Origin of the sequence: Klenkia taihuensis (genome assembly GCF_900112525.1) — a bacterium.
In the GTDB taxonomy this organism is placed as follows: domain Bacteria; phylum Actinomycetota; class Actinomycetes; order Mycobacteriales; family Geodermatophilaceae; genus Klenkia; species Klenkia taihuensis.
Genome location: NZ_FOMD01000002.1, coordinates 722,728 through 747,555, shown reverse-complemented (window position 1 = coordinate 747,555; position 24,828 = coordinate 722,728). Strand labels below are relative to the sequence as shown.

Sequence of the window (24,828 nt, the reverse complement as noted above, 5' to 3'; positions counted from 1 at the left end):
TTCGTCCCCCCACGGGGGGAGATCAGGCGGGGATGGCGATCCCGTCCAGCAGCGGGGGCACCGCGTCCACCTCGACCGGCCGCCCGAGCAGGTAGCCCTGCGCGTGCAGGCAGCCCAGGGCGCGCAGCAGGTGCAGCTGGGCCGGCCGCTCCACGCCCTCGGCCACCACGGGCAGGCCGATCTCCTCGGCCAGCCGCAGCACCGCGTGCAGGAAGCGGGCCTGCCGCGGGTCGCTGTCCACCGCGGCGAGGAAGGAGCGGTCGATCTTGACCGAGTCCAGCGGCATCGCGTTGAGCTGGGCCAGCGAGGAGTAGCCCACCCCGAAGTCGTCCAGGGAGACACCGACGCCCAGCCGGCGCAGCTCCACGACGGCGGCCCGGGCGGCGTCCAGGTCGGCGAAGATGCCCGACTCGGTGATCTCCAGGACCAGCGCGCCCGGCCGCAGCCCGTGCCGGCGGACCAGGTCGGCCACCGTGGTGACGAAACCGGGGGCGACCAGCTGGCTGGGTGCCACGTTGACGTGCACGGTGAGCAGGTCGTCCCGGCCGGCGCTCCAGCCGGCGAGCCGCGTGCAGGCCTCCTCGAGCAGGTCGGCGGTGAGTGCCCCCATCAGCCCGGCGCGCTCGGCGAGGGGGATGAACACGTCCGGCGGGACGTCGCGGCCCTCGTGGCGCCACCGGGCCAGCGCCTCCAGGCCGGACAGCCGCCCGGTCGTCAGCTCCACGATGGGCTGGAAGGCGAGCCGGACCCGGCGGTCCTCGACGGCGGTGCGCAGCGCCGACCGCAGCTCCTCGTCCTCGAGCTCGGCCAGGCTCATGCCCGCGCTCCAGGAGACGATGGTGTCCTTGCCCGAGCGCTTGGCCGCGTACATGGCGGTGTCGGAGCGGGCCAGCAGCTCGTCGGCGGCCAGCGGCGCGTCGTCGGCGGACAGCTCGCAGATCCCGACGCTGGCCCGCACGTCGACGACGTCCCCGCGCAGGGTGAACGGCGTCCCGAGCGCACCGGCCACCTTGGCCGCGGTCAGCACCGGGTCGCCGCCGTCCTCGAGCAGGACGGCGAACTCGTCGCCGCCGAGGCGGGCGACGGTGTCCCCGGCCCGGACGGCGCCGCGCATCCGCTCGGCGACCCGGACCAGCAGCTCGTCGCCGACGGCGTGGCCGAGGGTGTCGTTGACGACCTTGAAGTCGTCGAGGTCGAGGAAGACCAGCGCCACCGGGCGCAGGTCGCGGGCGTGCAGCTTGAGCGCGTGGTCGAGCCGGTCGAGGAACAGCGCGCGGTTGGCCAGCCCGGTGAGCGCGTCGTGGAAGGCCTGGTGGCGCAGCTCGGCCTCGCGGGCGGCGAGCTCGGCGGCCAGGCGGGCGTTGTCGCGCAGCGCCAACCACTGCCGGGCCAGCAGCAGGGCGACGACGACGCCGGCGGTGAGCAGCTCCCAGCCGTCCAGCCGCCGGCCGCCGAAGGCCAGCACGGTGGTGACGGCGAAGGCGATGGCGACCGGCACGTAGAGCAGCAGGTCCGACCCGCCGCGGTCGTCGCGGCGGCGGCTGCGGGCGGGCGCGGCGTCGCCGGGCGGGCAGAGCGCGGCCAGCGCCACCAGCAGGAATCCGGCGATCCAGCCCAGGTCGAGCAGGTTGCCGTCGTAGTCGCCCTCGGCGGCGACGTAGGCGAACGCGCTGTCGGAGACGGCGAAGGAGACCAGGCCGAGGGTGACCAGCACCTGGGGGAACCGGGCGACCGTGGCCCGGGCGACGGTCAGCGTGCCGAGCACGATGAGCAGGACGTCGAGCACGGGGTAGCCCACCAGCAGCCCGGCGACCAGCGGGTCGTTGCCGGCGTTCATCGCCACGACGGTGCCCAGCGTGGTCTCCCAGCTGACCAGGCCGACCGCGGCGGAGGTCATCGCGGCGTCCAGCGCCCGTCGCCAGCGGGCTGTGGAGCCGTCGCCGGTGGGGGTCAGCAGCAGCGCGGCGCCGGCCAGCAGCGGGAAGGCGACGAAGCCGACGTCGGCGACCGAGGGGAAGGGTGCCTCGCCGCCCTCGACGACCTGCACCCAGCACCACCAGCCCTGGCCGGCGGCCCAGGCGGCGGTGCCGGCGGACAGGCAGGTCCACGACCAGCGGGTCCGGCCGGTGAGCGTGCGGGCCCGGACGGCGCAGGCCACGGCCGCGGTCACCCCGGCGCCGAACTGCAGCAGGTTGGAGACGTAGACGTCGACGAAGGCCGCGTCGCCGAAGGTGGAGGCGGCCTGGAAGCCGAGCAGCACGGCGAGGACGAGGGCGAGCGCGAGGGGTCCGGGGCCCCGCCGGGAGCGGGCGCGCGGGGGCGCGGGGACGTGCGGGTCCAGCACGGCGCTCCCTCCGGGTCGGCAGTGCTGGATGGTTCGGCAGCACCCCGCCGGACTTGACCCCGGCTCACCCCTCCGGGCGACGTCGGCGGGCCGACCAGCGGGAACGGGCGCGCAACGGCAGGTCGATCGCCACCGGTGCCGACCAGCCGCGCCGCACCGACAGCAGGCGCAGCCCGGCCACCAGGGCGATGGTGGCGGCGGCGACCGGGAGCAGCGGCAGGTCCAGCGGCCCGGACAGCACGGCCAGCAGCGAGGCGCCGATGAGCGCGGCGACGGCGTTGTAGGGGCCCGGCTGCACGATGTCGGCGCGCTGGGCCAGCAGCACGTCCCGGATGACCGCGCCGCCGACCGCCGTCGCCACGCCCAGGAAGACCACGCTGGCCACCGGCAGCCCGGCGGTCTGCGCCTTCTGCGCGCCGATGACGGTGAAGAAGCCCAGGGTCAGCGCGTCCAGCCCGGTGAGCAGGCCGGTGGTGCGGTTGAGCCAGCCGGCGAAGAAGAAGGTGACCATCGCGGCGATGCCCACCGTCGGCAGGTAGGCCGGGTTGGTGAGGGCCACCGCCGGCACGCCCATCAACGCGTCGCGGATGAGCCCGCCCCCCAGGCCGCCGGTGACCGCGAGCAGCAGCACCCCGGACAGCGCGAAGCCCTCACGGGCGGCCAGCAGGCCGCCCGTGAGGGCTCCGACCACGACGGCGGCGAGGTCCACCGCCACCGGGATGCGCAGGACGTCGGCGGTGGCGCTCACCCCGCCATTGTCGCTGCGCCCGCGATCACTGCGCCGGTGCCATCTCCAGGTCGACGGCGGTGGCGTCGGGGGTGTCGACGGCCGACCCCTCCCCGTGCGCGGCGCGCACCCGGGCGTCCTCGGCGGCCATGACCTCCTGTCGGGGGCCCTCCTCCGACACGATCCGCGCCTGCACCCACGCGTCGGGGATGGCGAAGCCGTCGACCAGCGTGGACATGTACGGGCGCAGCTCCTTGAGCAGCCCGTTCACCGCGCTGGTCACGGCCTTGGAGCGGGCCGGGGTGAGCCGGCCGTGCTCGAGGAACCAGCCGCGGTCGGCCTCGATGGTGGTCAGCGCGTACAGGTCGCAGAGCTTGGCCAGCAGCGCCTTGGCGGCCGGGTCGGCGGTGCGGTCCACCGCGGCCACGAACGCCTCCAGCACCACGCGGTCGATGTGCGTGGTCGCCGTCCGCAGCACGTGGTCCTGCACGTCGTTGAACACGTCGAAGAGCTTGTTGTCCTTGTTCGAGGCGCCCTTGCGCAGCCGGTTCGCCGCGCCCTCGAGGGTGTGCTTCTCGCGGTCCTCGAACATCCTCAGCTGCCAGCCGCGGTCCAGGAGGGAGACCTCCTCGTCGCGGCCGGGGACGGCGTCCACCAGCCGGGCGATGAGGCCGCGGGCGGCGGTGCGCTCCAGCACCGTCTCCTTGACCAGGTCGGCGACGAACTGCGCCTTGCCCCAGCTGTCCAGCGACCCGAAGGAGTCCTGGTACCCGGTGAGCAGGCCCTTGGCGACCAGCTGCAGCAGGACGGTGTTGTCGCCCTCGAAGGTGGTGAACACGTCGGTGTCGGCCTTGAGGGCCGGCAGCCGGTTCTCCGCCAGGTAGCCCGCGCCGCCGCAGGCCTCGCGCGCCATCTGGATGGTCTGCGTGGCGTGCCAGGTGTTGGCGGCCTTGAGCCCGGCGGCGCGGGACTCGAGCTCGCGCTGCGCGGCCTCGTCGACGTCGTCGGCACCCTGGACGTCGTGCATGGTGGAGGTGAGCTCCTCCTGCGCGAAGTGCAGCGCGTAGCTCTTGGCCAGCGCCGGCAGCAGCTTGCGCTGGTGCACCAGGTAGTCGTTGATCACGATCTCGCGGTCCTCGCCCGGGGCGGCGAACTGGCGGCGCTGGTCGCCGTAGCGGGTGGCGATCTGCAGGGCCAGCTTGGTGGCCGAGCCGGCCGAGCCGCCCACGCTGACCCGCCCGCGCACCAGGGTGCCGAGCATGGTGAAGAAGCGGCGGGTCTCGTTCTCGATGGAGGAGGTGTAGGCGCCGTCCTCGGCGACCTGGCCGTAGCGGTCCAGCAGCATGTCGTGGGGCACGGTCACGTGGTCGAAGGACAGCCGGCCGTTGTCCACGCCGTTGAGGCCGGCCTTGGGGCCGTCGTCGCCGATGGTGACGCCCGGCAGCGGGTTGCCCGCCTCGTCGCGGATGGGCACCAGCCAGGCGTGCACACCGTGCCGCTGCCCCTGGGTGACCAGCTGCGCGAACACCACGGCCATCCGGCCGTCCTTGGCCGCGTTGCCGATGTAGTCCTTGCGGGCCGACTCGTGCGGGGTGTGCAGGTCGAAGGTCTGCGTCGCCGGGTCGTAGGTGCACGTGGTGCGCAGCTGCTGGACGTCCGAGCCGTGGCCGGTCTCGGTCATCGCGAAGCAGCCGAGCAGGTCGGCGTCGATGATCTTCTGCAGGTAGGCCTCGTGGTGCCGCTCGGTGCCCAGCAGCTGCACCGCGCCGCCGAACAGGCCCCACTGCACGCCGGCCTTGACCATCAGCGACAGGTCGCCGAACGCGAGCATCTCGATCGAGGTGACCGAGGCGCCGGCGTCGTCCTCGCCGCCGTAGGCCTTCGGGAAGCCCAGCCGGGTGCGACCGGTGGCCGCGAGGTCCTTGAGCAGGCCGGTGATCCGCTCGCGGGCCTCGGCGCCGGTCTCGCCGTACACCGGGGCGTACTTCTGCTCGCCGAGCTGGTCGCGGGCGTCGCGGCGCACGTGCGCCCAGCGGCCGTCGAGCACCTCGGTGAGGCGGGCCGGGTCGACCGGGGTCAGGTGCTGCTGCGTGCTGGTCATCGGGGTCCCTCCGTGGTGGCGTGCGGGGTCTGCGGGGTGCGTGGCTGGACGACGCCGGACAGGCCGGCCCAGGCCAGGTCGGTCAGGTGCGCGGTGAGCTCCGCGCGGGGCATGGGGTCGGACGAGCCCAGCCACCGGTCGGCGGCCGAGCGCACCAGGCCGACCAGGCCGTGGCCCCAGGGCTCGGCGGCCGCGGTGGGCCGGCCGGCCTGCTCCAGGGCCAGGGCCACCAGTGCGGTGGCCTGGGCGCCGACGAGCTCGGACAGCCCGGCGATGGGGTCGGCGGACGGGTCGCGGTCGACCGGCGGGTGCACCACGAACCGGTAGAGCTCGGGGTCGGCCTCGATGAAGGCCAGGTAGGTGTCGATGGCCGCGGCGACCATGTGCCGGGGCCGGTCGGTGCTGGTCATCGCCTGGCGCAGCGCGTCCAGCAGCTGCTCGGCGACCTGCGCGCAGACCGCCAGGTGCAGCTCCCCGCGGTCGGCGAAGTGCCGGTAGACCACGGTCTTGCTGGTGCCGGCGGCGGCGGCGATGTCCTCCATGCCGACGCCCGGGCCGTGCTCGCCGACCGCGGCGACGGTGGCGGCGACGAGCTGCTCGCGCCGGGCGCGCCGGTGGTCGTCCCACCTCGAGTCGCGCCGGTCGCGGCGCCGCGGGACGGTGCCGGCCGGAGTGGGCGGTGTCACCGCCGTCGATTTCATGTGAACGACGGTACCTGATACCGTCGGTACCGACAACGCGACCTCGTGACACCCGGAGGGCCCCATGACCCGCAAGGCTGCGATCGTCGGCGGGAACCGCATCCCGTTCGCCCGGTCCAACAAGAAGTACGCCCGCGCGAGCAACCAGGACATGCTCACCGCGACCATCGACGGCCTGGTGGCCCGGCACGGCCTGGCCGGCGAGCAGGTCGGCGAGGTGGTGGCCGGCGCGGTCCTCAAGCACGCCCGCGACTTCAACCTCACCCGCGAGGCGGTCCTGGGCTCCCAGCTGTCCCCGGCCACCCCGGCCTACGACGTGCAGCAGGCCTGCGGCACCGGCCTGGAGGCCGCCGTCCTGGTGGCCAACAAGATCGCCCTCGGGCAGATCGAGTCCGGCATCGCAGGCGGCACCGACACCACCTCCGACGCCCCGCTCGCGGTCAACGACGACCTGCGCAAGGTGCTCATCGCGGCCAACGCCGCCAAGACCCTGCCGGACCGCCTCAAGCTGCTCTCGCGCATCCGCCCCGGTCAGCTGGTGCCCGACCAGCCGCGCAACGTCGAGCCGCGCACCGGCCTGTCGATGGGCGAGCACGCCGCGATCACCGCGAAGGAGTGGGAGATCAGCCGCGAGGCGCAGGACGAGCTGGCCGTGGCCAGCCACCACCACCTGGCCGCCGCCTACGACCGCGGGTTCTTCGACGACCTGGTCACCCCGTTCCTCGGCCTGACCCGTGACGACAACCTGCGCCCGGACTCCACCGTCGAGAAGCTCTCCACCCTGAAGCCGGTCTTCGGCAAGGGCGAGGGCGCCACGATGACCGCGGCGAACTCCACCCCGCTCACCGACGGGGCCTCCGCCGTCCTGCTGGCCAGCGACGAGTGGGCGGCCGAGCACAAGCTGCCGGTCTGGGCGCACCTGGTCGACGCGCAGACCGCCGCCGTGGACTACGTGCACGGGGGCGAGGGCCTGCTCATGGCCCCGGCCTACGCGATGCCGGTGATGCTGGCCCGCAACGGGCTCACCCTGCAGGACTTCGACCTCTACGAGATCCACGAGGCCTTCGCCTCCACGGTGCTCTCGACGATGAAGGCGTGGGAGGACCCGGGCTTCTGCAAGGAGAAGCTGGGCCTGGACGCCCCCCTGGGCCCCATCGACCGGTCCAAGCTCAACGTCAACGGCTCGTCGCTGGCCGCCGGGCACCCGTTCGCCGCGACCGGCGGCCGGATCGTCGCCTCGCTGGCCAAGATGCTGCACGAGGCCGGGCCCGGGAAGCGCGGGCTGATCTCCATCTGCGCGGCCGGCGGCCAGGGCGTCGTCGCCATCCTCGAGAGCTGAGAAGGGACACCGCCATGAGCGACTGGTACCGCGACTTCGCCAACTCCGGCATCGGGTCCACCATCACCAAGCAGTTCGGCCTGCCCCGGCCGGTGCGGCTGCGCCGCTACACCCCCGGGCAGCCGCTGCTCGACGGCCCGGCCCTGGTCGGCTCGGCCGGCGACGGCCGGCTGCGCGCCGAGGTCGAGTCGGTGCTCAAGGAGGACGGCGTCACCGTGCTGTCCCCGGTCACCGCCGACGGGGAGCGCGGCACGAAGGTGGCCGCCGTCGTCCTGGACGCCACCGGCGTGACCACCCCGGCCGACCTGGCCGCCGCGCACGACTTCCTCGCGCCCGCGGTGAAGCGGCTGGGCACCAACGGCCGGGTCGTCGTCCTCGGGGAGGTGCCCGGCGAGGCGCCCTCGCCCGCGCTGGCCGCGGCCCGGCAGGCCCTGGACGGGCTGGTCCGGTCGCTGGCCAAGGAGCTGCGGGCCGGGGCGACCGCCAACCTGGTCTACGTGCCGAGCGGCGCCGAGGCGTCCGTGCCGGGGCCGCTGCGGTTCTTCCTGTCCGGCCGGTCGGCCTACGTCGACGGCCAGACGGTCACGCTCAGCGCCGCCGACGTGCCCAGCGCGGACGGCGGGGCCACCCCGCTGGCCGGCAAGGTCGCCGTCGTCACCGGTGCGGCCCGGGGCATCGGTGCCTCGATCGCCGAGGTGCTCGGGCGGGACGGCGCCCACGTGGTCGCCGTCGACGTCCCGGCCGCCGGCCAGGCGCTGGCCGAGGTGGCCAACCGCATCGGCGGGACGGCGCTGCAGCTGGACATCACGGCCCCCGACGCCGCGGCGCGGCTGGTGGAGCACGTGGTGGAGCGGCACGGCGGGGTCGACGTGGTGGTGCACAACGCCGGCATCACCCGGGACAAGCTGCTGGTCAACATGGACGCCGCGCGCTGGAACTCGGTGCTCGCGGTGAACCTGCAGGCCCAGCTGGACATGACCCAGGCCCTGCTCGACGCTCCTGGCGCGCTGAAGGACGGCGCGCGGGTGGTCGCGGTCAGCTCGCAGTCGGGCATCGCCGGCAACCGCGGGCAGACCAACTACTCGGCGTCCAAGGCCGGCGTCATCGGCATGGTGCGCTCGTGGGCGGCGAAGTTCGCCTCCCGCGGGGCGACCATCAACGCCGTCGCGCCCGGGTTCATCGTCACCGAGATGACCGCCAAGATGCCCTTCGGCACCCGCGAGGTCGGTGCCCGGCTGAACTCGCTGCAGCAGGGTGGTCTGCCGGTGGACGTCGCCGAGGCCATCGCCTGGCTGGCCCAGCCGGCCAGCGCCGGGGTCAACGGCCAGGTGCTGCGGGTGTGCGGCCAGAACCTGCTGGGGGCCTGATGGGCACGCCCGTCGTCCTGTCCTCGGCCCCGTCGATGGGGCAGCTGTTCGCCAAGGCCGCGCTGACCGCGCGCGGCCGCGGCGGGGCGCTGCCCGACACCCACCTGACCCGGGTGGCCGTGGCGGTCGACCCGGCGCAGGTGGCCGACTACGCGGAGGTCTGCCGGTTCCGCTTCGGCGACACCCTCCCCGCCACGTTCCCGCACGGGCTGACCTTCCCGCTGCAGGTCGCGCTGATGGCCGACCGGTCCTTCCCGCTGGCCCTGCCCGGTCTGGTGCACGTGCGCAACCGGGTGGACGTCGTCCGGCCGATCTCGGTGACCGAGAAGCTGGACCTCGAGGTCTGGGCCGACCGGTTCGCCCCGCACCGCAGCGGTGCGACCGTCGACCTGGTCGCGTCGGTGCGCTCGCGCGGGGACGAGGTGTGGCGGGGCCGGTCGACCTACCTGGCGCGGGGGGCCTCCGCGCCGGTGGCCTCGGTGCCCGACGTTCCGGACCTGGAGATCGGGGACGTCGCGCAGGCCGCCCTCTGGCGGGTGCCCGACGACGCCGGGCGCCGCTACGCCAAGGTCTCCGGCGACGTGAACCCGATCCACCTGTCGGGCCTGACCGCCAAGGCGTTCGGCTTCAAGCGGGCCATCGCGCACGGCATGTGGGTCAAGGCGCGGGCCCTGGCGGCGCTGTCGGGCCGGCTGCCCTCGGCGTTCTCCGTCGACGTCGCGTTCCGCAAGCCGCTGTTCCTGCCGTCGACGGTCACCCTGGCCACGGGTCAGCGCGAGGGGGGCTGGGACCTCGCCGTCCGCAACGCCAAGGCCGGCACCGACCACGTCCTGGCCACCGTCCGCCCCCTCTAGCCCTCCGCCTGGTCAGCGATGATCAGGGGAGTTGATCGAAGTCCGTCCTCCTGCACCAGAGCTGCTGCAGGAGGACGGACTCCGGTGCAGGAAGATGCTCCTGATAATACGAGCCGAAATATTTCGGTATGAGGTCGACTCGACTGTTCACAGTGAGCTGACAGGCAGCCGATGAGGGCGGTGCGCGGGACATCCGCGCACGTGCCCGGCGCTCCGGGCAGTCCCGGGGGAGCCCCGCACATGCGCTTCACGTCCCCGTCCCGTCGCGCGCTGGGCCTCGCGGCCGCCAGCACGATCGGGATGTCCACCGCCCTGCTGGGCGTCACCGGCATCGCCTCCGCGGCGCCGACCCCGACCTGGACCTTCAACGGTTCTCAGGGCACGGTCACCGTCCCGGACGGCATCTGCGCCATCGACGTCGTGGCGATCGGCGGCGCCGGCGGTGCCGCCAGCGACGGCTCGCCCGGCGACCCGGGTGGCCGCCTGGAGGTGGAGGACGTCGACGTCCAGCCCGGTGACGTGCTGGAGCTGTACGTGGGCGCGGCCGGCGGCGCCGGCGGTACCGCGGGCGGCACCGGTGGCGCGAGCACCTACGCCGACTTCGCGGGCAGCGCGGGTGAGGACGACGGCAACGGCGTCTTCGGTGGTGGCGGCGGCTCCATGACGGGCATCGTCGTCGTGGACGACGAGTACGGCGACTACTCCATCGCCGAGGCCTTCGGCGGCGACGGCGGCGGGGACGGCGGTGGCTTCGGGAGCGGGTTCCAGAACTACGCCTCTGCCGACGACGGCACCTACTCCCAGACCGCGACCAGCACCAGTGCGCCCAGCATCAGCGGCACCGGCGTGGCCTGCGTCGCGGATGCGCCCTACCTGAACTACGTCACCGCCGGCAACGGTTCGGCGACGGTCGGCTTCGTCGCCCCCCAGTCGGACAACGGGATTGCGATCACCGGGTACGAAGTCACCACGAACAACGGCAGCAGTTGGGCGCCGCTGACCGTCGTCACCGATGAGAACGGCACCTCCGGCACGATCACCGGCCTGACCAACGAGACGACCTACACGGTCGCCGTCCGCGCGGTCGGTGGTACGAACAACGAGCTCAAGGGCGCCGCGAGCCAGAGCCAGTCGGTCACCCCCTACGTGCCGCTCCCGGCCCCGACCAACGTCTCCGTCACCACGACGACGTCGCGGATCACCGTCACGTGGACCGCCCCCGCGGGTCAGGTCAAGGGCTACGACGTCGGTGTCAGCTACGGCCAGTCCGGCGACCAGGGGTGCGCCATCACCGACCCGTCGGTGACGACCTGCACCTTCTTCGCCCCCGCCGGGTCCGACTACACCGTGGGTGTCCGGGCCATCGACATGCAGGACCGCCCGGGCCTGTCCGCCACCCGGCCGGGCGTCACCGTGCCCGGCCCGGTGAAGCCGACCGCCGTCCCGACCCAGGACAACGGTGACATCGTCGGCCCGTCCGGCCCGATCTCGAAGATCACCGCCGGCCAGACCCTGACCCTGCAGGGCTCGGGCTACGCCCCGAACTCGACGGTCGAGCTGCTGGTCTTCTCCTCCCCGGTCAGCCTGGGCACCGTCGTCACGGACGAGAACGGTTCCTTCTCGGTCGAGGTGACCGTCCCGGCGAACCTGGCCAACGGCACCCACCACCTGGTCGCGACCGGTGTGGACGCCAACGGCAACGTCCGGAACCTGGTCATCACGGTGACCGTCTCCGGCGGCGTCGCCACCCTCGCGACCACCGGCTTCGACGCCGTCCCGGTCGCGGTCGGTGGTGGCCTGGTGCTGCTGACCGGTGCCGGTCTGCTCGTCGGGGCTCGCCGCCGCAGCGACGCCTGACCCGTACGGCCTGACAGCGGCCCCGTCCCCCATCCCGGGGGGCGGGGCCGTTGATCTTGCAGTTCCGCAACGCCGCCGCGCCGAGCACCGGCGTGGCGGCGTTGCCGTTCTGCAAGATCACGACGCGAGCCGGTGCACCGTCCCCCCGCCGAGTACCTGCTCGTAGTGGCCGACCAGCTCGTCGCCCAGCCGGCCCCAGGTGCGGTGCGCCACCGAGGCCCGCGCCCGCCCCGCCGCCGCGCGCAGGGCCAGCCGGTCGTCCCGCAGGCCCTCGACCTGCGCGGCCAGCACCCACGGGTCGTCACCGGCCCACAGCCACCCGTTCTCCCCGTGCCGGACCAGGTCCAGCGGGCCGCCCGACGCCGCGACCAGCGCCGGCACCCCCGCCGCGAGGGCCTCCTGCACCGCTTGGCAGAACGTCTCGTCCGCGCCGGGGTGCACCAGCAGGTCCAGCGAGGACACCAGGTCGCCGAGCTCCTCGCCGACCACCCGGCCGGTGAACACCGCCCGCGACAGCACCCGCTGCAGGGCCCGCCGCTGCGGACCGTCCCCGACCACCACCAGCCGCACCCCCGGCAGCTCGGACAGCGGCCCCAGCAGGTGCAGCCGCTTCTCCACGGCGAGCCGGGCGACCGTGCCGACCAGCAGTTCCCCGTCCGGGGCCAGGGCCGTGCGGACGGCGTCCGACCGGCGGGTGGGGGAGAACTGCTCCAGGTCCACGCCCCGCGCCCACAGCGCCAGCGGCCCGATGCCGTGCCGGCGCAGCTGGGCCATCGTGGGGGTCGAGGGCACCAGGGTCAGCGCCGTCCGGTCGTGCAGCGCACGCAGCCACCGCCACGTCGTCGCCGACCCGCCGGGCAGCCGGTAGCGCCCCGCGTAGGCGGCCAGGTCGGTCTGGAACACCGCGACGGCAGGGATGCCGCGCTGCTGCGCCGCCCGCGCCGCGGTCGACCCGAGGACGGCGGGGGAGGCGAGGTGGACGACGTCCGGGCGCAGCTCGTCCAGCAGCTCGCCGACCTCGCCGGTGGGCGCGGCCAGTGGAAGCTCCCGGTACCGCGGCAGCCGGACCGACCGCACCGCGTGCACCGGGACCACCGCCCCGCAGCGGGTCTCGTAGTCCGCGCCGGACGGCGCCACGACGACCGGTTCGTGCCCGCGCAGGGCCAGGTGGTCGGCGGCGCGCAGCACCGAGGTGACGACGCCGTTGACCGCAGGGGTGAACGTCTCCGAGACCAGGGCCACGCGCATGCTGCCCAGGACAGCGGCCGCGGGTGACGGGCGGTCGACACCGCGACGACGGTCGGGTGCAGGTCAGGCGGCGGGCTAGGCTCGACCGGCCAGGAGGGCTCGCCTAGTGGCCGATGGCGGCAGTCTTGAAAACTGCTAGGGGTTCACGCTCCTCGAGGGTTCGAATCCCTCGCCCTCCGCTCCGACGTGCCCGTACGGGTTCCGCGTGTGCCCGCGGCTGGGTGACCGCCGACCTCCGTGCACGGTCCCGCGGTGCCGTGACGTGGTCCGGGACCGGTGCCATCCAGGTGTCGATTCCTGGGCGGCACCCCTGCACGCGAGGCCGGTCGTCGGGGATCAGTCCCCAGCGGCCACGTCGGCTCGTTCCTCGACGATCAGGTCCTTGCTGCGGACCAGCCGGAGGAGGGTGACGACGAGGAGGCCGCCGGCCATGTTGGCCAGGACCGTGTACCAGAGCCAGGCCAGCCAGTGGGCGTAGCCGAACGGGGCCCCGGCGTGCAGGGCGGCGAAGACGACGAGGGTGTCCAGCACGACCTGTTCGACTGGTCGGTCGACGGTGACCAGTTGTGGGCCTGCCTGGTGGAGTGCGCCGGTGCCGACGTGCCGGCCACCGACACCTCCCTGGCCATCGCTGCGGTCCGGCAGGCCCGCCGGACGGGTCTCGGCCTGCTCGACCAGGTCGCCTGCGTGGACGACGTCCTGGCCCGGGCCGGCGCCGTCGACCACCTGCGAGCGGTCTTCCTGCTGTCCAGCTGCAGGACGACCGAGGTCGACGTGGTCGTGGCCGGGGCGCCGCGGCTGTGGACCTCCGGTGGTACGGCCGCCCCCGTCGAACGGGTGCACCTCCCGCCCGGCCCGTTGCTGGGCAACCACGGGGTGCGCACGGTGCACACCGTCGACCTGGCACCCGGCGCTGCGGTGGTGGCCCTCAGCGACGGCGTCATGGCCGCCGGTGTGCACACGGGGCGGGGCATCACGGGCGCCGACATCACCCGACTGATCGCCTCCGCCGCCACCACCCAGGACGTCCCGCGGGCCCTGCTCGAGGAGGTGCGGCGCCGCGAGGCATCGACGGGGCTGCCCGACGACGCCACCTGCCTCGTCCTGGGCAGGGACGGACCGGCAGAACAGGCCTGACCGGCGGGGACCGCCGCCCCGCCGTCCTGCCGTTCCTGCGTGCCGATCGACACCGGCACGGTGCCGTCGTCGCGCCCGTGTGCGCTGCACGAGGTCCTTGACAAGTGTGTGCGGGCCCACAACAGTGACGGCATCCGACCGGGTGGTCGGTTTCTTGAACTACAAGTCGGATCAGCGACGGAGCTGCCGACTGGCCCGCGGAGGTCGGACATGGAGAAGTACGCGCCGTTGTGGGAGCCGCTGCAGGTGGGCTCCGTGACGCTGAAGAACCGCGTCGTGGTCACCGCGCACGCCCTGCAGTACGCGGTCGACAACCTGATGACCCAGCAGAGCGTCGACTACTACGAGGAGCGGGCCAAGGGCGGCGCCGGCCTCATCCTCACCGAGGCGCAGGCCGTCCTGCCCAACAGCCGCGGCCTCGCGCCCCGCACCCACCAGGGCTGGGACCCGGCGGTCATCCCCGTCTACCGGCGGCTCGCCGAGGCGGTCCACCGGCACGGCGCCAAGGTGTTCGTCGACCTGTCCCACTTCGGCGTCGAGGACCACAGCTCGATGTTCCTGGACAACTGGCGTGCCCTCTGGAGCGCCTCCGGCGTCCCCTCGTTCACCTACAACGAGATCGGCAAGCCGATGACCCGCGAGGACATCGCCGAGCTCGCCTCCGGGTTCGCCCGCAGCGCCCGCAACGCCAAGACCGCCGGCCTGGACGGCGCCGAGGTGCACGCGGCCCACGGCTACCTGCTGTGCAGCTTCCTGTCCCCGCTGACCAACCTGCGCACCGACGAGTACGGCGGCAACACCGAGAACCGCTGCCGCATCGTGCTGGAGTGCGCGCAGGCCGTCCGCGACGAGTGCGGTCCCGACTTCCCCGTCGGGGTCCGGCTCTCCCTGGTCGAGGGCGTGCCCGGTGGCATCGACGCCGAGGAGGGCGAGCGGATCGCCCGGTACCTGGCCGACTCCGGCCTCTTCGACTACTTCTCCATCAGCGCGGGGAACGCCTCGACCTTCGACCAGGTCGTCTCCCCGATGAGCATGCCGGGCGCCCGCCTGGTCGACCTCGCCGCCCGCGCCAAGAAGGTGGTCAACGGTCTGCCGGTGCTCACCGCGAACGGCATCACCGACCTCTCCATCGCCGCCGACATCGTCGAGCAGGGCCACGCCGACATGGTCGCCATGACCCGTGCGCACATCGCCGACCCGCACCTGGTCAGCAAGGCCCGGTCCGGCCGCGAGCAGGAGATCCGGCACTGCGTCAGCGCCAACCAGGGCTGCATCAACCGGATGGCCCAGGGCTGGTCGCTGACCTGCACCCAGAACCCGGCCGCCGGCCGCGAGGAGCTGCTCGGCATCGACACCTTCAGCCGCACCTCCACGCCGAAGAAGGTCGTCGTGGTCGGCGGCGGCCCGGCCGGCATGCGGGCCGCGGAGGTCGCGGCCTCCCGCGGGCACGAGGTGGTGCTGCTCGAGCGCGACGACCGGCTCGGCGGGCAGATCCGCTACGCCGCGCAGATCGCCACCCGCGGCCGCTGGAACGTGATGGTCAAGGACATGGAGCGCCAGCTCGCCCTGCACGGCGTCGACGTGCGGCTCGGGACCGACGCCACCGTGGACGACGTCCGCGCACTGGCGCCCGACCACGTGGTGCTCGCGACCGGGTCGACCTGGCGCACCGACGGGTTCAGCGCCAAGACCGCCTTCCGCCCGGGCATCCCCGGCCTGGAGCACGTGCGGGTGCTCGACCCGATCCAGGCCCTGGCGAACCCCGAGCTGTGCGGGGAGCGGGTGCTGGTGGTCGACGACACCGGCGAGTACACCGCGCTCGGCCTGGCCGAGACCCTGGCGCAGGCCGGCAAGACCGTCGAGGTCATCACCGCGGGCATGTACCTGGGCGAGAAGATCCTGCTCACCCTGGACGTCGGCCACCTCTACCCCCGGCTGCACGCCCTGGGCGTCACCCTCACCCCGCAGCACATCGTCGGGGCGGTCACCGAGGAGGGCGCCGTGCTCACCCGGGTGTGGGACTTCCAGAACCGGGTCCTGCCCGTCGACTCGGTCGTCACGGTCATGCTGCGCGACCCCGAGACCTCCCTGGCCGCCGGCCTGCGCGAGCACTTCGAGGTCAGCCAGATCGGCGACTGCTCGGCTCCCCGCCAGGTGGACCAGGCGATCTACGAGGGCGAGATGGCCGGCCGTGCCGTCTGACACCGCGACGACCGAGGAGCAGGGGACGACGATGCGCAGCTGGACGGTCGGCGACATCCGGATCACCCAGGTGCTGGAGATGCCGGTGGAGGTCGGGGTCCTGGACGGGCTGATCGCCGAGGCCACCCCGGAGGTCGTCCAGGGCATCGGCTGGCTGCACCCGGACTACGCCACCGCCGGCGGCCAGACCATCTGGAGCCTGCACTCCTACGTGGTGGACACCGGCTCCGCCGTCGTGGTGGTCGACACCGGCTGCGGCAACGGCAAGTCCGCCCCGCTCATCCCGGCCTGGGGAAAGCTCGACAACCCCTTCCTGGAGCGGCTGGCCGAGGCCGGGTACACCCGTGAGCAGGTCGACGTCGTCCTGTGCACGCACATGCACCTCGACCACGTCGGGTGGAACACCGTCGACGACGGCGGTCGCTGGGTCCCCACGTTCCCGAACGCCCGCTACGTCTACGTCGCCGACGAGTTCGCCTACCACCAGGGCATCGCCGAGGAGGCCGACATCTCCGACGACCTCGCCGGCGCCGTCGTCTACGAGGGGGCCAACCCCGACATCCACAACCAGACGCGGCTGGTGTTCGCGGAGTCCATCCAGCCCGTCGTCGACGCCGGGCTGCTGGACCTGGTCCCGGCCGACCACGTCGTGACCGAGGGCGTCCGGTACGTCTCCACCCCGGGGCACACCAAGTCCCACCACAGCGTCGTGGTCGAGTCGAAGGGGGAGCGGGCGTTCATCACGGGCGACTTCATCCACCACCCGGTGCAGATCGCCGAGCCGACCTGGAGCAGCCACGGCGACTTCGACCGGGCCCAGAGCGCCGCCCGCCGGGTGGAGTTCGTCGAGTCCGCCGCCGACACCGACCTGCTGGTCCTGGGCACGCACTTCGCCGGGACCAGCGCCGGCCGGGTCGTCCGCGACGGCGGGGGCTACCGCTTCGCACCGGCGTGAGCGGCTCGGTGGTGCAGCGCGGGCTGCTGCGGACGCTGGACTTCCTGCTGGTCGAGTGGCTGGAGCTGGGGTCGCTGCTGCGGCGGCCCCGCTTCGCCGACCACTCGGTGGACACCTGCACGGACCTGCTCGCCATGGCCTCGCAGATCGCCGAGGAGGTCTTCGAGCCGGCCGACCGGGTCAGCGACGTCGAGGAACCGCGCGTCGGCCCCGACGGCGGGGTCGTGCTCCCCGCCGCCACCCACCGCGCCTGGGAGGCCTACCGGTCGGCGGGGGTCGCCGGCGCCGGCCACGACCACGCGGACGGCGGGCTGCAGCTGCCCCGCACGGTGGACATGGCGGTGCGCGCGGTGTTCTCGGCGGCCGGCCCGAACCTGGTGCCGATGCTGCTGACCGAGGGCAACGCGGCGCTGCTGGCCGAGCACGGCTCGCCGGCCCAGCGCCGGGCCTTCGCCGTCCCCCAGGTCGAGGGCCGCTGGACCGGGACCATGGCGCTGTCGGAGTCCCAGGCCGGGTCGTCGCTGGCCGACGTCACCACCCGCGCCGTCCCCGACGGGCCGGACTCGGCCGGGGACCCGCTGGGCCCGCGGTACCGGGTCACCGGCGACAAGATGTGGATCAGCGGCGCCGAGCACCCGCTGACGGACAACATCGTCCACCTCGTGCTCGCCAAGATCGCCGACGACGACGGTGCGGTGCGGACCGGCACCGGGGCGCTGTCGCTGTTCGTCGTCCCCAAGGTGCGGGTCGGGCCGGACGGCGAGCCGGGGGAGCGCAACGGGGTCTCCCTCGTCGGGCTCAACCACAAGCTGGGCATGCGCGGCATCCCCAACACCGCGCTGTCCTTCGACCGGGCGGTCGGCCACCTGGTCGGCGCACCGGGCCAGGGGCTGGACCAGATGTTCCACATGATGAACGCCGCGCGCGCCGAGGTCGGCCTGCTCGCCGCTGCGCTGGGCTACGCCGGGTTCGCGGTCTCCCTGGACTACGCCCGCACCCGGCGCCAGGGCCGCCCGCGCGGGGTCCGGGACGGCGAGCAGGTGCCGCTCGTGGCGCACACCGACGTCAAGCGCATGCTCCTGGCGCAGAAGTCCTACGCCGAGGGCGCCCTGGCGCTGGCCCTGTACGTCGGCCGGCTGCTCGACGACCAGCGCACCGGGGACGACGGGGCGCGCACCCGGGCAGCCACCCTGCTGGAGGTGCTGACCCCCGTGCTGAAGAGCTGGCCGAGCGAGTGGTGCCTGGAGGGCAACAGCCTGGCGATCCAGGTGCTCGGCGGCGCCGGCTACACCCGGGACTTCCCCGTCGAGCAGTTCTGGCGGGACCAGCGGCTGAACATGATCCACGAGGGCACGCACGGCATCCAGGCGGTGGACCTGCTCGGCCGCAAGGTGCGGCTGCGCGACGGTGCCTGCCTGCGGGAGCTCGGTGCGGTGCTGTCGAGCACGGCGACCCGGGCGCGCGCCGCGGGCCTGGGCGGCTGGGCGGCGGACCTGGAGCAGGGCTGGGCCGACGTCCTCGCGGCGACCGACGCGGCCTGGCGGGACGGCGACGCCTCGGCCGCGCTGGCCAACGCCACGCCCTACCTGCAGGCGTTCGGCCACGTCGTGCTGGCCTGGGTGCACCTGGACCTCGCGGTGACCGCGGCCGGCTCCGCCCACCCCGAGGCGGCGGGCCGGACGGCGGCGGCGGCCTACTTCTTCGCCTACGAGCTGCCCCGCGTCGCCGCCTGGCTGGCACCGGTCGCCGGCGGCGAGGTGCTCTGCCGGGACCTGGACGCCGCGCTGCTCTGACCCGGGCCGATCAGGCCCCGGTGCCGCCCGGGCCGCCGAGGGTGGGCAGCAGCTGCTCGAGGCGCTCGCTGTGGAACCGGATGGCGCGGGCGTGGTACTCGGCCGTCGCGACCGCCCCGTGGGCGGGGCCGGAGTCGGTGGGGCCGTCGTCCTGCCGCACCAGGCCGCGCAGCAGCAGCTCGACGAAGTCGTCGGCGATCTGGGCGGGCGACTTCGGGCCGTCCGCGGCGTACCACTGGCTCAGCCAGTTGCACATGCCGTCGATGGCGAAGGCCATCACCTTCTCGTCGCGCGGCTCGAAGTCCCCGGCGGCCACCCCCGCGCGCAGGATGGCCTTGAGCACCGAGTCGCTGCGCCGCTTCAGCTGGCGGAACTCGGCCCGCACGTCGGGGGGCAGCTCGGCCTCGGAGGAGAAGGACAGGTGGTACAGGTCGATGTTCTGGGTGACCGACGTGACGTGGTACCGCACGTAGTCGCGCAATTGGGCCGTCGGGCCACCCGACCCCGAGGTGTGCGCGCGCAGGCTCTCGAACTCCTGGGTGATCCAGTCGCCGAACACCTGCCGCAGCAGGTCGTCGCGGTTGCTGAAGTAGTGGTAGAGCGCACCCTTGGTGAGCCCGACCTCGTCGGCGATGTCCTGCAGGGACACCCCGCGGATGCCGCGCTCCTTGAACAGCCTGGTGGCGGAGCGGACGACCTCGTCCCGCACCATCGCGCCTCTGGCCATCGGGGTCGGACCCTACCCCGCGGGCTGCCGCTCGACCTGGATCAGCTCGATCTGGATCCCGGCCATCTCCTTCGGGTGCAGGAAGTTGACCGGCGGGTGGCCGGGGCCCTCCTTGGCGGTCTCGAGCAACGGCTTCAGGCCCTGGTCGGTCAGGCGCCGGCCGGCGGCGTCCACGTCGTCCACCCCGAGGGAGAGCAGGAAGAAGCCGTCGCCGTTGCGCTCGAGGAAGCGGCCGACGGACGTGGTCGGGTCGGCGCTGGTGATCAGGTTGAGGAAGAACCCGCCGAGGTCGAAGGAGGAGCCCTCCATCCCGGGGAAGGCGAACCCGTCGGCGTCCACGGGGGTGCTGTCGACGCCGAGCACCTGCTCGTAGCGGCGGGTCCAGCGGGGCAGGTCGCGGACGGCGATGTTGATGCCGTTGACGTGGTCCAGGGGCATGGCGGGTCTCCTCGGTGGTGGGTGGTCGGGCGCGATCAGGTGGCGGACAGGCCGCCGTCGACCAGCAGGGTCTGGCCGGTGACGTAGCCGGCGGCGGGCGAGGCGAGCCAGACGGCGGTGGTCGCGAGCTCCTCCGCCGCGCCGGGGCGGTCGAGCAGGATGCGGGGGCGCAGCACGCCGTCGACGTACTCCGGGGTGTAGGTCTCCGTCATCTCGCTGGCGAAGAAGCCCGGGGCCAGGGCGTTCACCCGGATGCCCCGGCGGCGTCCCCACTGCTGGGCGAGGTCGCGGGTGAGCCCGACGAGGGCGGCCTTGCTCGCGGAGTAGGCGGCCTGCGGGAGCCCGGCGGTCGTGTAGGCCAGCACGCTGGAGATGTTGATGACCGCGCTGCCGGGTGCCATCACCCGCGCGCAGGCCTGCGCCGTCCAGTACGAGCCGTGCAGGTTGACGTCGACGACGGAGCGGAACTGCTCGGGGGTCTCCCGGGTGGCGGGCACGGCGGAGGCGGTGCCGGCGTTGTTGACCAGCACGTCGACCCGCCCGAACTCGGCCACCGCGGCGTCGACCAGGCGCTGGCAGTCCTCGGGACGGGACACGTCGGTCGGGACGGCGAGGGCCCGGCGGCCACGCGACCGCACCGCGTCGGCGGTGGCCCCCAGGCGGTCACCCCGGCGCGCGGCGACGACCACGTCGGAGCCGGCGCGGGCGAACGTCTCGGCGAACGCGACGCCGAGGCCGGCCGAGGCGCCCGTGACCACGGTGACCCGGTCCTCGAGGGAGAACCAGCCGGCGAGGTCGAAGGTCACCGGAGGTCCAGCAGGCGCTTGACCTTGCCCTCGCCGCCGAGGCCGGTGAGCGGGGCGAGGGCGCCCGAGGGCACGACCTCGACGTCGACCGCCACCCCGAACAGCACCTTGAGCTGCCTGACCATGTCCCCGTGCAGGGCGGCCCCGTCGGTGCCGGGCTTGGCCTCGACCCGCACGGTCATCCGCTCGCGGGCGGCCATGCCCTCGCCGACCTGGTCGACCACGCAGAGGAACTCGCCGGTCGAGCGGGGGTCGCCCTGCACGGTGTCCTGCGCGGCGCGGGGGTAGACGCTGGTGGCCCGCAGCTTGACCATCTCGTCGCTGCGGCCGAGGAACCCCGACAGCTTGGTGGTGCGGGCCCCGCAGCTGCACCCCGCGCGGGACGAGCGGTGCATCAGGTCCTTGAGGTCGTACCGGATGATCGGGGGCACCGACCGGTGCAGGCTCGTCACCACGATGTTGCCGGCCTGGCCGTCGTCCAGCGGTCGGCCGTCCTCGCGGTCCACGATCTGCAGGACGGCGGTGTCGTCGTTGACGTGCAGGCCGTCCTGGGCGCGGCACTCGTAGCCGATCAGCCCCACCTCGTGCGTCCCGTAGTTGTCGTAGACGGGGACGCCCCAGGCGTCCTCCAGCAGCCGGCGCAGGTGGCCGTCGGTGTCCACCCCGAGGTAGGTGTGGATGAACCGGGTGCGCAGGTCCCGGCGCAGGTCGACGCCGTTGCTCTCCGCGGTCTCGGCCAGGATCTTGAGGTACTCGCCGAAGGCCACCCAACCCGCGGTGCCCCACTCGCGGGCCAGCTCGAGCTGGCGCACCGAGCTGGTGACCGCACCCGACCCCGTGGTCAGCGGCACCATCCCGCTCCAGTGCATCGCCGCGGTCGAGGCGCACCAGGCCGTGTTGGCCAGGCTGTTGGTGAGCGTGATCTGCAGGACGTCGCCCACCTCGCCGCCCTGGGCGACGAAGGCGCGGGCGAACTGGACTGCCTGGACCTCCCAGGCGACCGGGTCGAAGAGGGTAGGCCGGGGGAGGCCCGACGTGCCGCCGCTGGACTGGATCTTCAGCGGGGTGGCCATGGCGTCCAGGGCGAAGGTCTGGTGGGTGCCGAACGGCGGCAGGGCCTCCGCGCTGCGCTTGAGGTCCTCGCTGGTGAAGGTGGGGATCGACGCCAGGTCGTCCAGGCCCCGGACGTCGCCGGGCTCCATCCCCGCCGCGGTCCACCGGTCGCGGTAGAAGGGCACCGCCCACGCCTCGGTCATCCGCTGCAGGAAGCGGGTCTCCTGCAGCTCGCGCAGCTCGTCGTCGGAGGTGCGGGCCATCTGCTGGTCGAACAGCGGTGGCGGCGGGTAGTCGGCCACGAACCGTGGCCAGTCGACGCTGGACCAGTAGTAGGGGATGGGCTTCGGCGACATCGACGGGCTCCATGCAAGTCATGCGGTTGATTTTTTGACCGCTGGGTCAAAGCATGGCTCCCGGGGGCGAGCGCCGTCAAGCACCCCCGGCGGCGGTCAGGGCAGCAGGCCGCCGAGGAGGACCGCGACGACCTGCTCGGCCAGCTCGGCGCGGGCAGCGTCGTCCTGGTCGGGGCGCGGCCGGTACCAGATCGCGACCCCGACGACGCCGCCGATGAGCGTGCGGGTGGCCAGCCGGGTGGGGAGGGGGCGCAGGGAACCGTCCTGCTGACCGGCGACCACGAGGGCGTGCACGAGCTCCTCGTGCGCCGCGCGCAGCTCGTCCAGCTCGGCCAGGCGCCGGCGGTCGGCGTCCTTGAGGGCCATCTGCCGCCGGTGCTCGACCCCGTTCTGGATCACCACGTGGTAGGTGAACGCGTCGAGGATGTTGCGGGCGTGGGCGACGCTGACGGCGCGCAGCCGCTCGGCCGCGGAGGCCCCACCGGTTGCGGTCAGTGCCTGCTCGACGCGGTCGGCCAGCAGCAGCATGCCGCGCTCGTAGACGGCCAGGAACAGGTCGAGCTTGGAGCGGTAGCTGTAGTAGACCGCACCCTTCGTCGCCCCGATGCGGGTCGCGACCTCGTCGATGCTCGTGGCGTCGTACCCGCGCTCCATGAAGGCCTCGGCGGCCGCGTCGACGATGCGCAGCTGGCCGGCCGGCAGGTGCAGGCGGTCAGCGGTGGGCGGCTGTGCGTGGTCCATGCGTCCTCGGGGTCGGTCGACAGGGAGACCCAGGCTAGTGAGCCGGACCCCTTCCGCTGGGCGTGATACTCCGTAGTATGCCGCCGCATGAGCACCCGTGAGGCGGCCGTCGTCGCCGTCGCCCGCACCCCCGTCGGCAAGGCCTACCGGGGTGCCTTCAACGACACCACCGGCCAGCAGCTGGCCGGGCACGCCGTCGAGCACGCCGTCCGCCGGGCCGGCATCGACCCGGCCGAGGTCGAGGACGTCCTGCTCGGCTGCGCCATGCAGGAGGGCACCACCGGCTTCAACGTCGCGCGGCAGGCCGCACTGCGGGCCGGCCTGCCCGTGACGGTGCCCGGGTCGACGGTCGACCGGCAGTGCGCCTCGGGCCTCATGGCCATCGCCGCCGCCGCCCGGCAGGTCGTGCACGAGGGCATGGACGTCGTCGTCGGTGGCGGCGTGGAGTCCATCTCGCTGGTGCAGGAGGCCCACCGCAACACCCACCGCACAGCCGACCCCTGGCTCGCCGAGCGGGTGCCCGGGGTCTACTGGCCGATGCTGCGCACCGCCGAGCTGGTCGCCGAGCGGTACGGGGTCACCCGGGAGGCGCAGGACCTCATGGGCCTGCAGTCCCAGACGCGGGCCGCGGCCGCCCGCGACGCCGGCCGGTTCGACGAGGAGATCGCGCCCATCACGGTCACGATGCAGGTGACCGACCGCGGCACCGGCGAGGTCGGCGCGCGCGAGGTGACGGTGGCGCACGACGAGGGCATCCGGGCCACGACGGCGGAGTCCCTGGCCGGTCTGCGACCCGTCCTCGCGCCCGGCGACGCCAGCGAGGTGCCGAGCGTGACCGCGGGCAACGCCTCCCAGCTCTCCGACGGCGCCGCCGCGGCCGTGCTGATGGAGGCCGGTGTCGCCGGCCGCCGCGGGATCGCCCCGCTGGGCTTCTACCGGGGCATGGCCGTCACCGGCTGCGCCCCGGAGGAGATGGGCATCGGCCCGGTCACCGCGATCCCGCTGCTGCTGCGCCGGCACGGGCTGTCGGTGGACGACATCGGCCTGTGGGAGCTGAACGAGGCCTTCGCCTCCCAGGCCGTGCACTGCCGCGACGTCCTGGGCATCGACCCGGAGCGGATGAACGTCGACGGCGGTGCGATCGCCCTCGGTCACCCCTACGGCATGACCGGTGCCCGCCTGGTCGGGCACGCGCTGGTCGAGGGCCGTCGACGCGGCGTGCGGTGGGTCGTGGTGTCCATGTGCGTCGGCGGCGGCATGGGTGCCGCCGGCCTGTTCGAGGTGGCGTCGTGACCGCCCCCGACGCCAACCTCACCTTCGACTTCACCGGCCAGACCGTCGTCGTCACCGGTGCGGGCCGCGGGGTGGGCCTGAGCACCGCCGCGCTGTTCGTCGCGTCCGGCGCCACCGTCGTCGCCGTCGACCTCGACGCGGACGTGCTCCACCACGCCGCCGCCGAGATCGGCGCGGTCCCGGTCGCCGCGGACATCTCCGACCGCGCGCAGGTGGACCGGGTGGTGGCGGCGGCGCTCGAGCGCACCGGCCGCGTCGACGTCCTGGTCAACAACGCCGGGGTGCTGCGCGACCGCCGGGTGTGGAAGCTGTCCGTCGAGGACTGGGACACCGTGCTCGCCGTGCACCTCACGGGCACCTTCCACCTGGTGCAGGCCTGCATCCCGGCCTTCCGCGCGCAGCAGTACGGGCGGATCGTCAACGTCACCTCCTACACCGGGCTGCACGGCAACGTCGGCCAGGCCAACTACGCCGCGGCCAAGGCCGGGGTCATCGGCTTCACCAAGACCGTGGCCAAGGAGCTGGCCGGGTTCGGGGTGACGGTCAACGCGATCTCCCCGAACGCCGACACCCGGATGGTCGCGTCGATCCCCGAGGAGGTGCGGGCCCGGACCGAGGAGGCCATCCCGGTGGGCCGCTTCGGCCGGCCGGACGAGATGGCCGCCGCCGTCGCGTTCCTCGCCTCCGCCGAGGCCGGGTACATCACCGGCGTCGTGCTCCCGGTCGACGGCGGGCTGTCGATGTGATGTCGAAGGGTCTGTCGAATTCCCGACACAGGTGTGGACAGCG

At 73.7% G+C, this 24,828-nt stretch carries 21 protein-coding genes and 1 tRNA gene; 11 read left to right on the top strand and 11 right to left on the bottom strand.

Going from position 1 to position 24,828, the window contains the following annotated elements; translation table 11 throughout:
- Positions 1–22 precede the first annotated feature (22 nt).
- From BM158_RS11495 to BM158_RS11480, 4 genes are all read right to left on the bottom strand, one after another.
- On the bottom strand, positions 23–2,344 hold the full coding sequence (locus tag BM158_RS11495) for a putative bifunctional diguanylate cyclase/phosphodiesterase (RefSeq protein WP_091558176.1): 2,322 nt from the start codon (positions 2,342–2,344) through the stop codon (positions 23–25).
- A 64-nt stretch (positions 2,345–2,408) separates the two neighbouring features.
- Positions 2,409–3,092 carry a trimeric intracellular cation channel family protein gene (locus BM158_RS11490; RefSeq protein ID WP_091558173.1) on the bottom strand — a complete coding sequence of 228 codons (684 nt, stop codon included), beginning with the start codon at positions 3,090–3,092 and terminating at the stop codon, positions 2,409–2,411.
- Between the two features lie 25 nt (positions 3,093–3,117).
- Entirely contained in the window at positions 3,118–5,172 is a 2,055-nt protein-coding gene (locus tag BM158_RS11485; protein WP_091558170.1) for an acyl-CoA dehydrogenase family protein, read from the bottom strand.
- Positions 5,169–5,873, bottom strand: coding sequence for a TetR family transcriptional regulator (locus BM158_RS11480; RefSeq protein ID WP_091558167.1), 705 nt, complete (start codon positions 5,871–5,873; stop codon positions 5,169–5,171). Before BM158_RS11480 ends, BM158_RS11485 begins: the two co-directional genes overlap by 4 nt.
- A 64-nt stretch (positions 5,874–5,937) precedes the next feature.
- On the opposite strand from BM158_RS11480, the gene BM158_RS11475 reads away from it, so the two are divergent.
- The 4 genes from BM158_RS11475 (at position 5,938) to BM158_RS11460 (ending at position 11,290) form a co-directional block, all read left to right on the top strand.
- Positions 5,938–7,212: an acetyl-CoA C-acetyltransferase gene (locus tag BM158_RS11475; RefSeq protein WP_091558164.1), complete on the top strand. Its 1,275-nt coding sequence runs from the start codon at positions 5,938–5,940 to the stop codon at positions 7,210–7,212.
- 14 nt (positions 7,213–7,226) lie between these two features.
- Complete coding sequence (locus BM158_RS11470) at positions 7,227–8,579, top strand: 3-oxoacyl-ACP reductase (RefSeq protein WP_091558161.1); 1,353 nt, start codon at positions 7,227–7,229, stop codon at positions 8,577–8,579.
- The gene (locus BM158_RS11465; RefSeq protein ID WP_091558158.1) at positions 8,579–9,433 is read left to right on the top strand and encodes a MaoC family dehydratase; all 855 of its coding nucleotides are present in this window, start codon (positions 8,579–8,581) and stop codon (positions 9,431–9,433) included. Before BM158_RS11470 ends, BM158_RS11465 begins: the two co-directional genes overlap by 1 nt.
- A 240-nt stretch (positions 9,434–9,673) precedes the next feature.
- Positions 9,674–11,290 carry a fibronectin type III domain-containing protein gene (locus tag BM158_RS11460; protein ID WP_165628898.1) on the top strand — a complete coding sequence of 539 codons (1,617 nt, stop codon included), beginning with the start codon at positions 9,674–9,676 and terminating at the stop codon, positions 11,288–11,290.
- Positions 11,291–11,407: 117 nt separating this feature from the next.
- Here the strand turns inward: BM158_RS11460 and BM158_RS11455 are convergent, their stop codons facing one another.
- Positions 11,408–12,538: a glycosyltransferase family 4 protein gene (locus BM158_RS11455; protein ID WP_091558151.1), complete on the bottom strand. Its 1,131-nt coding sequence runs from the start codon at positions 12,536–12,538 to the stop codon at positions 11,408–11,410.
- Positions 12,539–12,630: 92 nt separating this feature from the next.
- Between BM158_RS11455 and BM158_RS11450 the strand changes: the two genes are divergently transcribed.
- A tRNA-Ser gene (locus BM158_RS11450) sits at positions 12,631–12,717 on the top strand.
- 157 nt (positions 12,718–12,874) lie between these two features.
- Here the strand turns inward: BM158_RS11450 and BM158_RS11445 are convergent.
- Complete coding sequence (locus BM158_RS11445; RefSeq protein ID WP_191328683.1) at positions 12,875–13,069, bottom strand: hypothetical protein; 195 nt, start codon at positions 13,067–13,069, stop codon at positions 12,875–12,877.
- Between BM158_RS11445 and BM158_RS11440 the strand changes: the two genes are divergently transcribed.
- The 4 genes from BM158_RS11440 (at position 13,034) to BM158_RS11425 (ending at position 18,625) form a co-directional block, all read left to right on the top strand.
- Positions 13,034–13,675, top strand: a complete 642-nt coding sequence (locus BM158_RS11440) for a SpoIIE family protein phosphatase (RefSeq protein ID WP_165628897.1) — start codon at positions 13,034–13,036, stop codon at positions 13,673–13,675. The two genes, BM158_RS11445 and BM158_RS11440, sit on opposite strands and share 36 nt — an antisense overlap.
- A 210-nt stretch (positions 13,676–13,885) precedes the next feature.
- Positions 13,886–15,877 carry an oxidoreductase gene (locus BM158_RS11435; protein ID WP_091558146.1) on the top strand — a complete coding sequence of 664 codons (1,992 nt, stop codon included), beginning with the start codon at positions 13,886–13,888 and terminating at the stop codon, positions 15,875–15,877.
- Positions 15,867–16,832 carry an MBL fold metallo-hydrolase gene (locus BM158_RS11430; RefSeq protein WP_131802026.1) on the top strand — a complete coding sequence of 322 codons (966 nt, stop codon included), beginning with the start codon at positions 15,867–15,869 and terminating at the stop codon, positions 16,830–16,832. The genes BM158_RS11435 and BM158_RS11430 overlap by 11 nt, the downstream gene beginning before the upstream one ends.
- Positions 16,829–18,625, top strand: a complete 1,797-nt coding sequence (locus BM158_RS11425; protein ID WP_229827682.1) for an acyl-CoA dehydrogenase — start codon at positions 16,829–16,831, stop codon at positions 18,623–18,625. The genes BM158_RS11430 and BM158_RS11425 overlap by 4 nt, the downstream gene beginning before the upstream one ends.
- Before the next feature lie 10 nt (positions 18,626–18,635).
- Here BM158_RS11425 and BM158_RS11420 read toward each other — a convergent pair whose 3' ends face one another.
- The 5 genes from BM158_RS11420 to BM158_RS11400 form a co-directional block, all read right to left on the bottom strand.
- Positions 18,636–19,352 carry a TetR/AcrR family transcriptional regulator gene (locus BM158_RS11420; RefSeq protein ID WP_091558140.1) on the bottom strand — a complete coding sequence of 239 codons (717 nt, stop codon included), beginning with the start codon at positions 19,350–19,352 and terminating at the stop codon, positions 18,636–18,638.
- Between the two features lie 12 nt (positions 19,353–19,364).
- On the bottom strand, positions 19,365–19,790 hold the full coding sequence (locus tag BM158_RS11415) for a VOC family protein (RefSeq protein ID WP_091558137.1): 426 nt from the start codon (positions 19,788–19,790) through the stop codon (positions 19,365–19,367).
- Positions 19,791–19,825: 35 nt separating this feature from the next.
- Entirely contained in the window at positions 19,826–20,596 is a 771-nt protein-coding gene (locus BM158_RS11410; RefSeq protein WP_091558133.1) for an SDR family NAD(P)-dependent oxidoreductase, read from the bottom strand.
- Positions 20,593–22,005: a phenylacetate--CoA ligase family protein gene (locus tag BM158_RS11405; RefSeq protein WP_091558131.1), complete on the bottom strand. Its 1,413-nt coding sequence runs from the start codon at positions 22,003–22,005 to the stop codon at positions 20,593–20,595. The genes BM158_RS11410 and BM158_RS11405 overlap by 4 nt, the downstream gene beginning before the upstream one ends.
- A gap of 96 nt (positions 22,006–22,101) precedes the next feature.
- The gene (locus tag BM158_RS11400) at positions 22,102–22,746 is read right to left on the bottom strand and encodes a TetR/AcrR family transcriptional regulator (protein ID WP_091558130.1); all 645 of its coding nucleotides are present in this window, start codon (positions 22,744–22,746) and stop codon (positions 22,102–22,104) included.
- Positions 22,747–22,833: 87 nt separating this feature from the next.
- Between BM158_RS11400 and BM158_RS11395 the strand changes: the two genes are divergently transcribed.
- Both BM158_RS11395 and BM158_RS11390 read left to right on the top strand, forming a co-directional pair.
- Entirely contained in the window at positions 22,834–24,039 is a 1,206-nt protein-coding gene (locus tag BM158_RS11395) for an acetyl-CoA C-acyltransferase (protein WP_091558127.1), read from the top strand.
- Complete coding sequence (locus BM158_RS11390) at positions 24,036–24,785, top strand: SDR family oxidoreductase (RefSeq protein WP_091558124.1); 750 nt, start codon at positions 24,036–24,038, stop codon at positions 24,783–24,785. The genes BM158_RS11395 and BM158_RS11390 overlap by 4 nt, the downstream gene beginning before the upstream one ends.
- The last annotated feature ends 43 nt before the right edge of the window (positions 24,786–24,828 follow it).

Excerpts from the sequence above, each read along its gene's own strand:
- BM158_RS11485 (WP_091558170.1), bottom strand. The coding sequence starts at position 5,172 with ATGACCAGCACGCAGCAGCACCTGACCCCGGTCGACCCGGCCCGCCTC.
- BM158_RS11480 (WP_091558167.1), bottom strand. The coding sequence starts at position 5,873 with ATGAAATCGACGGCGGTGACACCGCCCACTCCGGCCGGCACCGTCCCG.
- BM158_RS11475 (WP_091558164.1), top strand. The coding sequence starts at position 5,938 with ATGACCCGCAAGGCTGCGATCGTCGGCGGGAACCGCATCCCGTTCGCC.
- BM158_RS11470 (WP_091558161.1), top strand. The coding sequence starts at position 7,227 with ATGAGCGACTGGTACCGCGACTTCGCCAACTCCGGCATCGGGTCCACC.
- BM158_RS11465 (WP_091558158.1), top strand. The coding sequence starts at position 8,579 with ATGGGCACGCCCGTCGTCCTGTCCTCGGCCCCGTCGATGGGGCAGCTG.
- BM158_RS11460 (WP_165628898.1), top strand. The coding sequence starts at position 9,674 with ATGCGCTTCACGTCCCCGTCCCGTCGCGCGCTGGGCCTCGCGGCCGCC.
- BM158_RS11455 (WP_091558151.1), bottom strand. The coding sequence starts at position 12,538 with ATGCGCGTGGCCCTGGTCTCGGAGACGTTCACCCCTGCGGTCAACGGC.
- BM158_RS11435 (WP_091558146.1), top strand. The coding sequence starts at position 13,886 with ATGGAGAAGTACGCGCCGTTGTGGGAGCCGCTGCAGGTGGGCTCCGTG.
- BM158_RS11420 (WP_091558140.1), bottom strand. The coding sequence starts at position 19,352 with ATGGCCAGAGGCGCGATGGTGCGGGACGAGGTCGTCCGCTCCGCCACC.
- BM158_RS11415 (WP_091558137.1), bottom strand. The coding sequence starts at position 19,790 with ATGCCCCTGGACCACGTCAACGGCATCAACATCGCCGTCCGCGACCTG.
- BM158_RS11405 (WP_091558131.1), bottom strand. The coding sequence starts at position 22,005 with ATGTCGCCGAAGCCCATCCCCTACTACTGGTCCAGCGTCGACTGGCCA.
- BM158_RS11400 (WP_091558130.1), bottom strand. The coding sequence starts at position 22,746 with ATGGACCACGCACAGCCGCCCACCGCTGACCGCCTGCACCTGCCGGCC.
- BM158_RS11395 (WP_091558127.1), top strand. The coding sequence starts at position 22,834 with ATGAGCACCCGTGAGGCGGCCGTCGTCGCCGTCGCCCGCACCCCCGTC.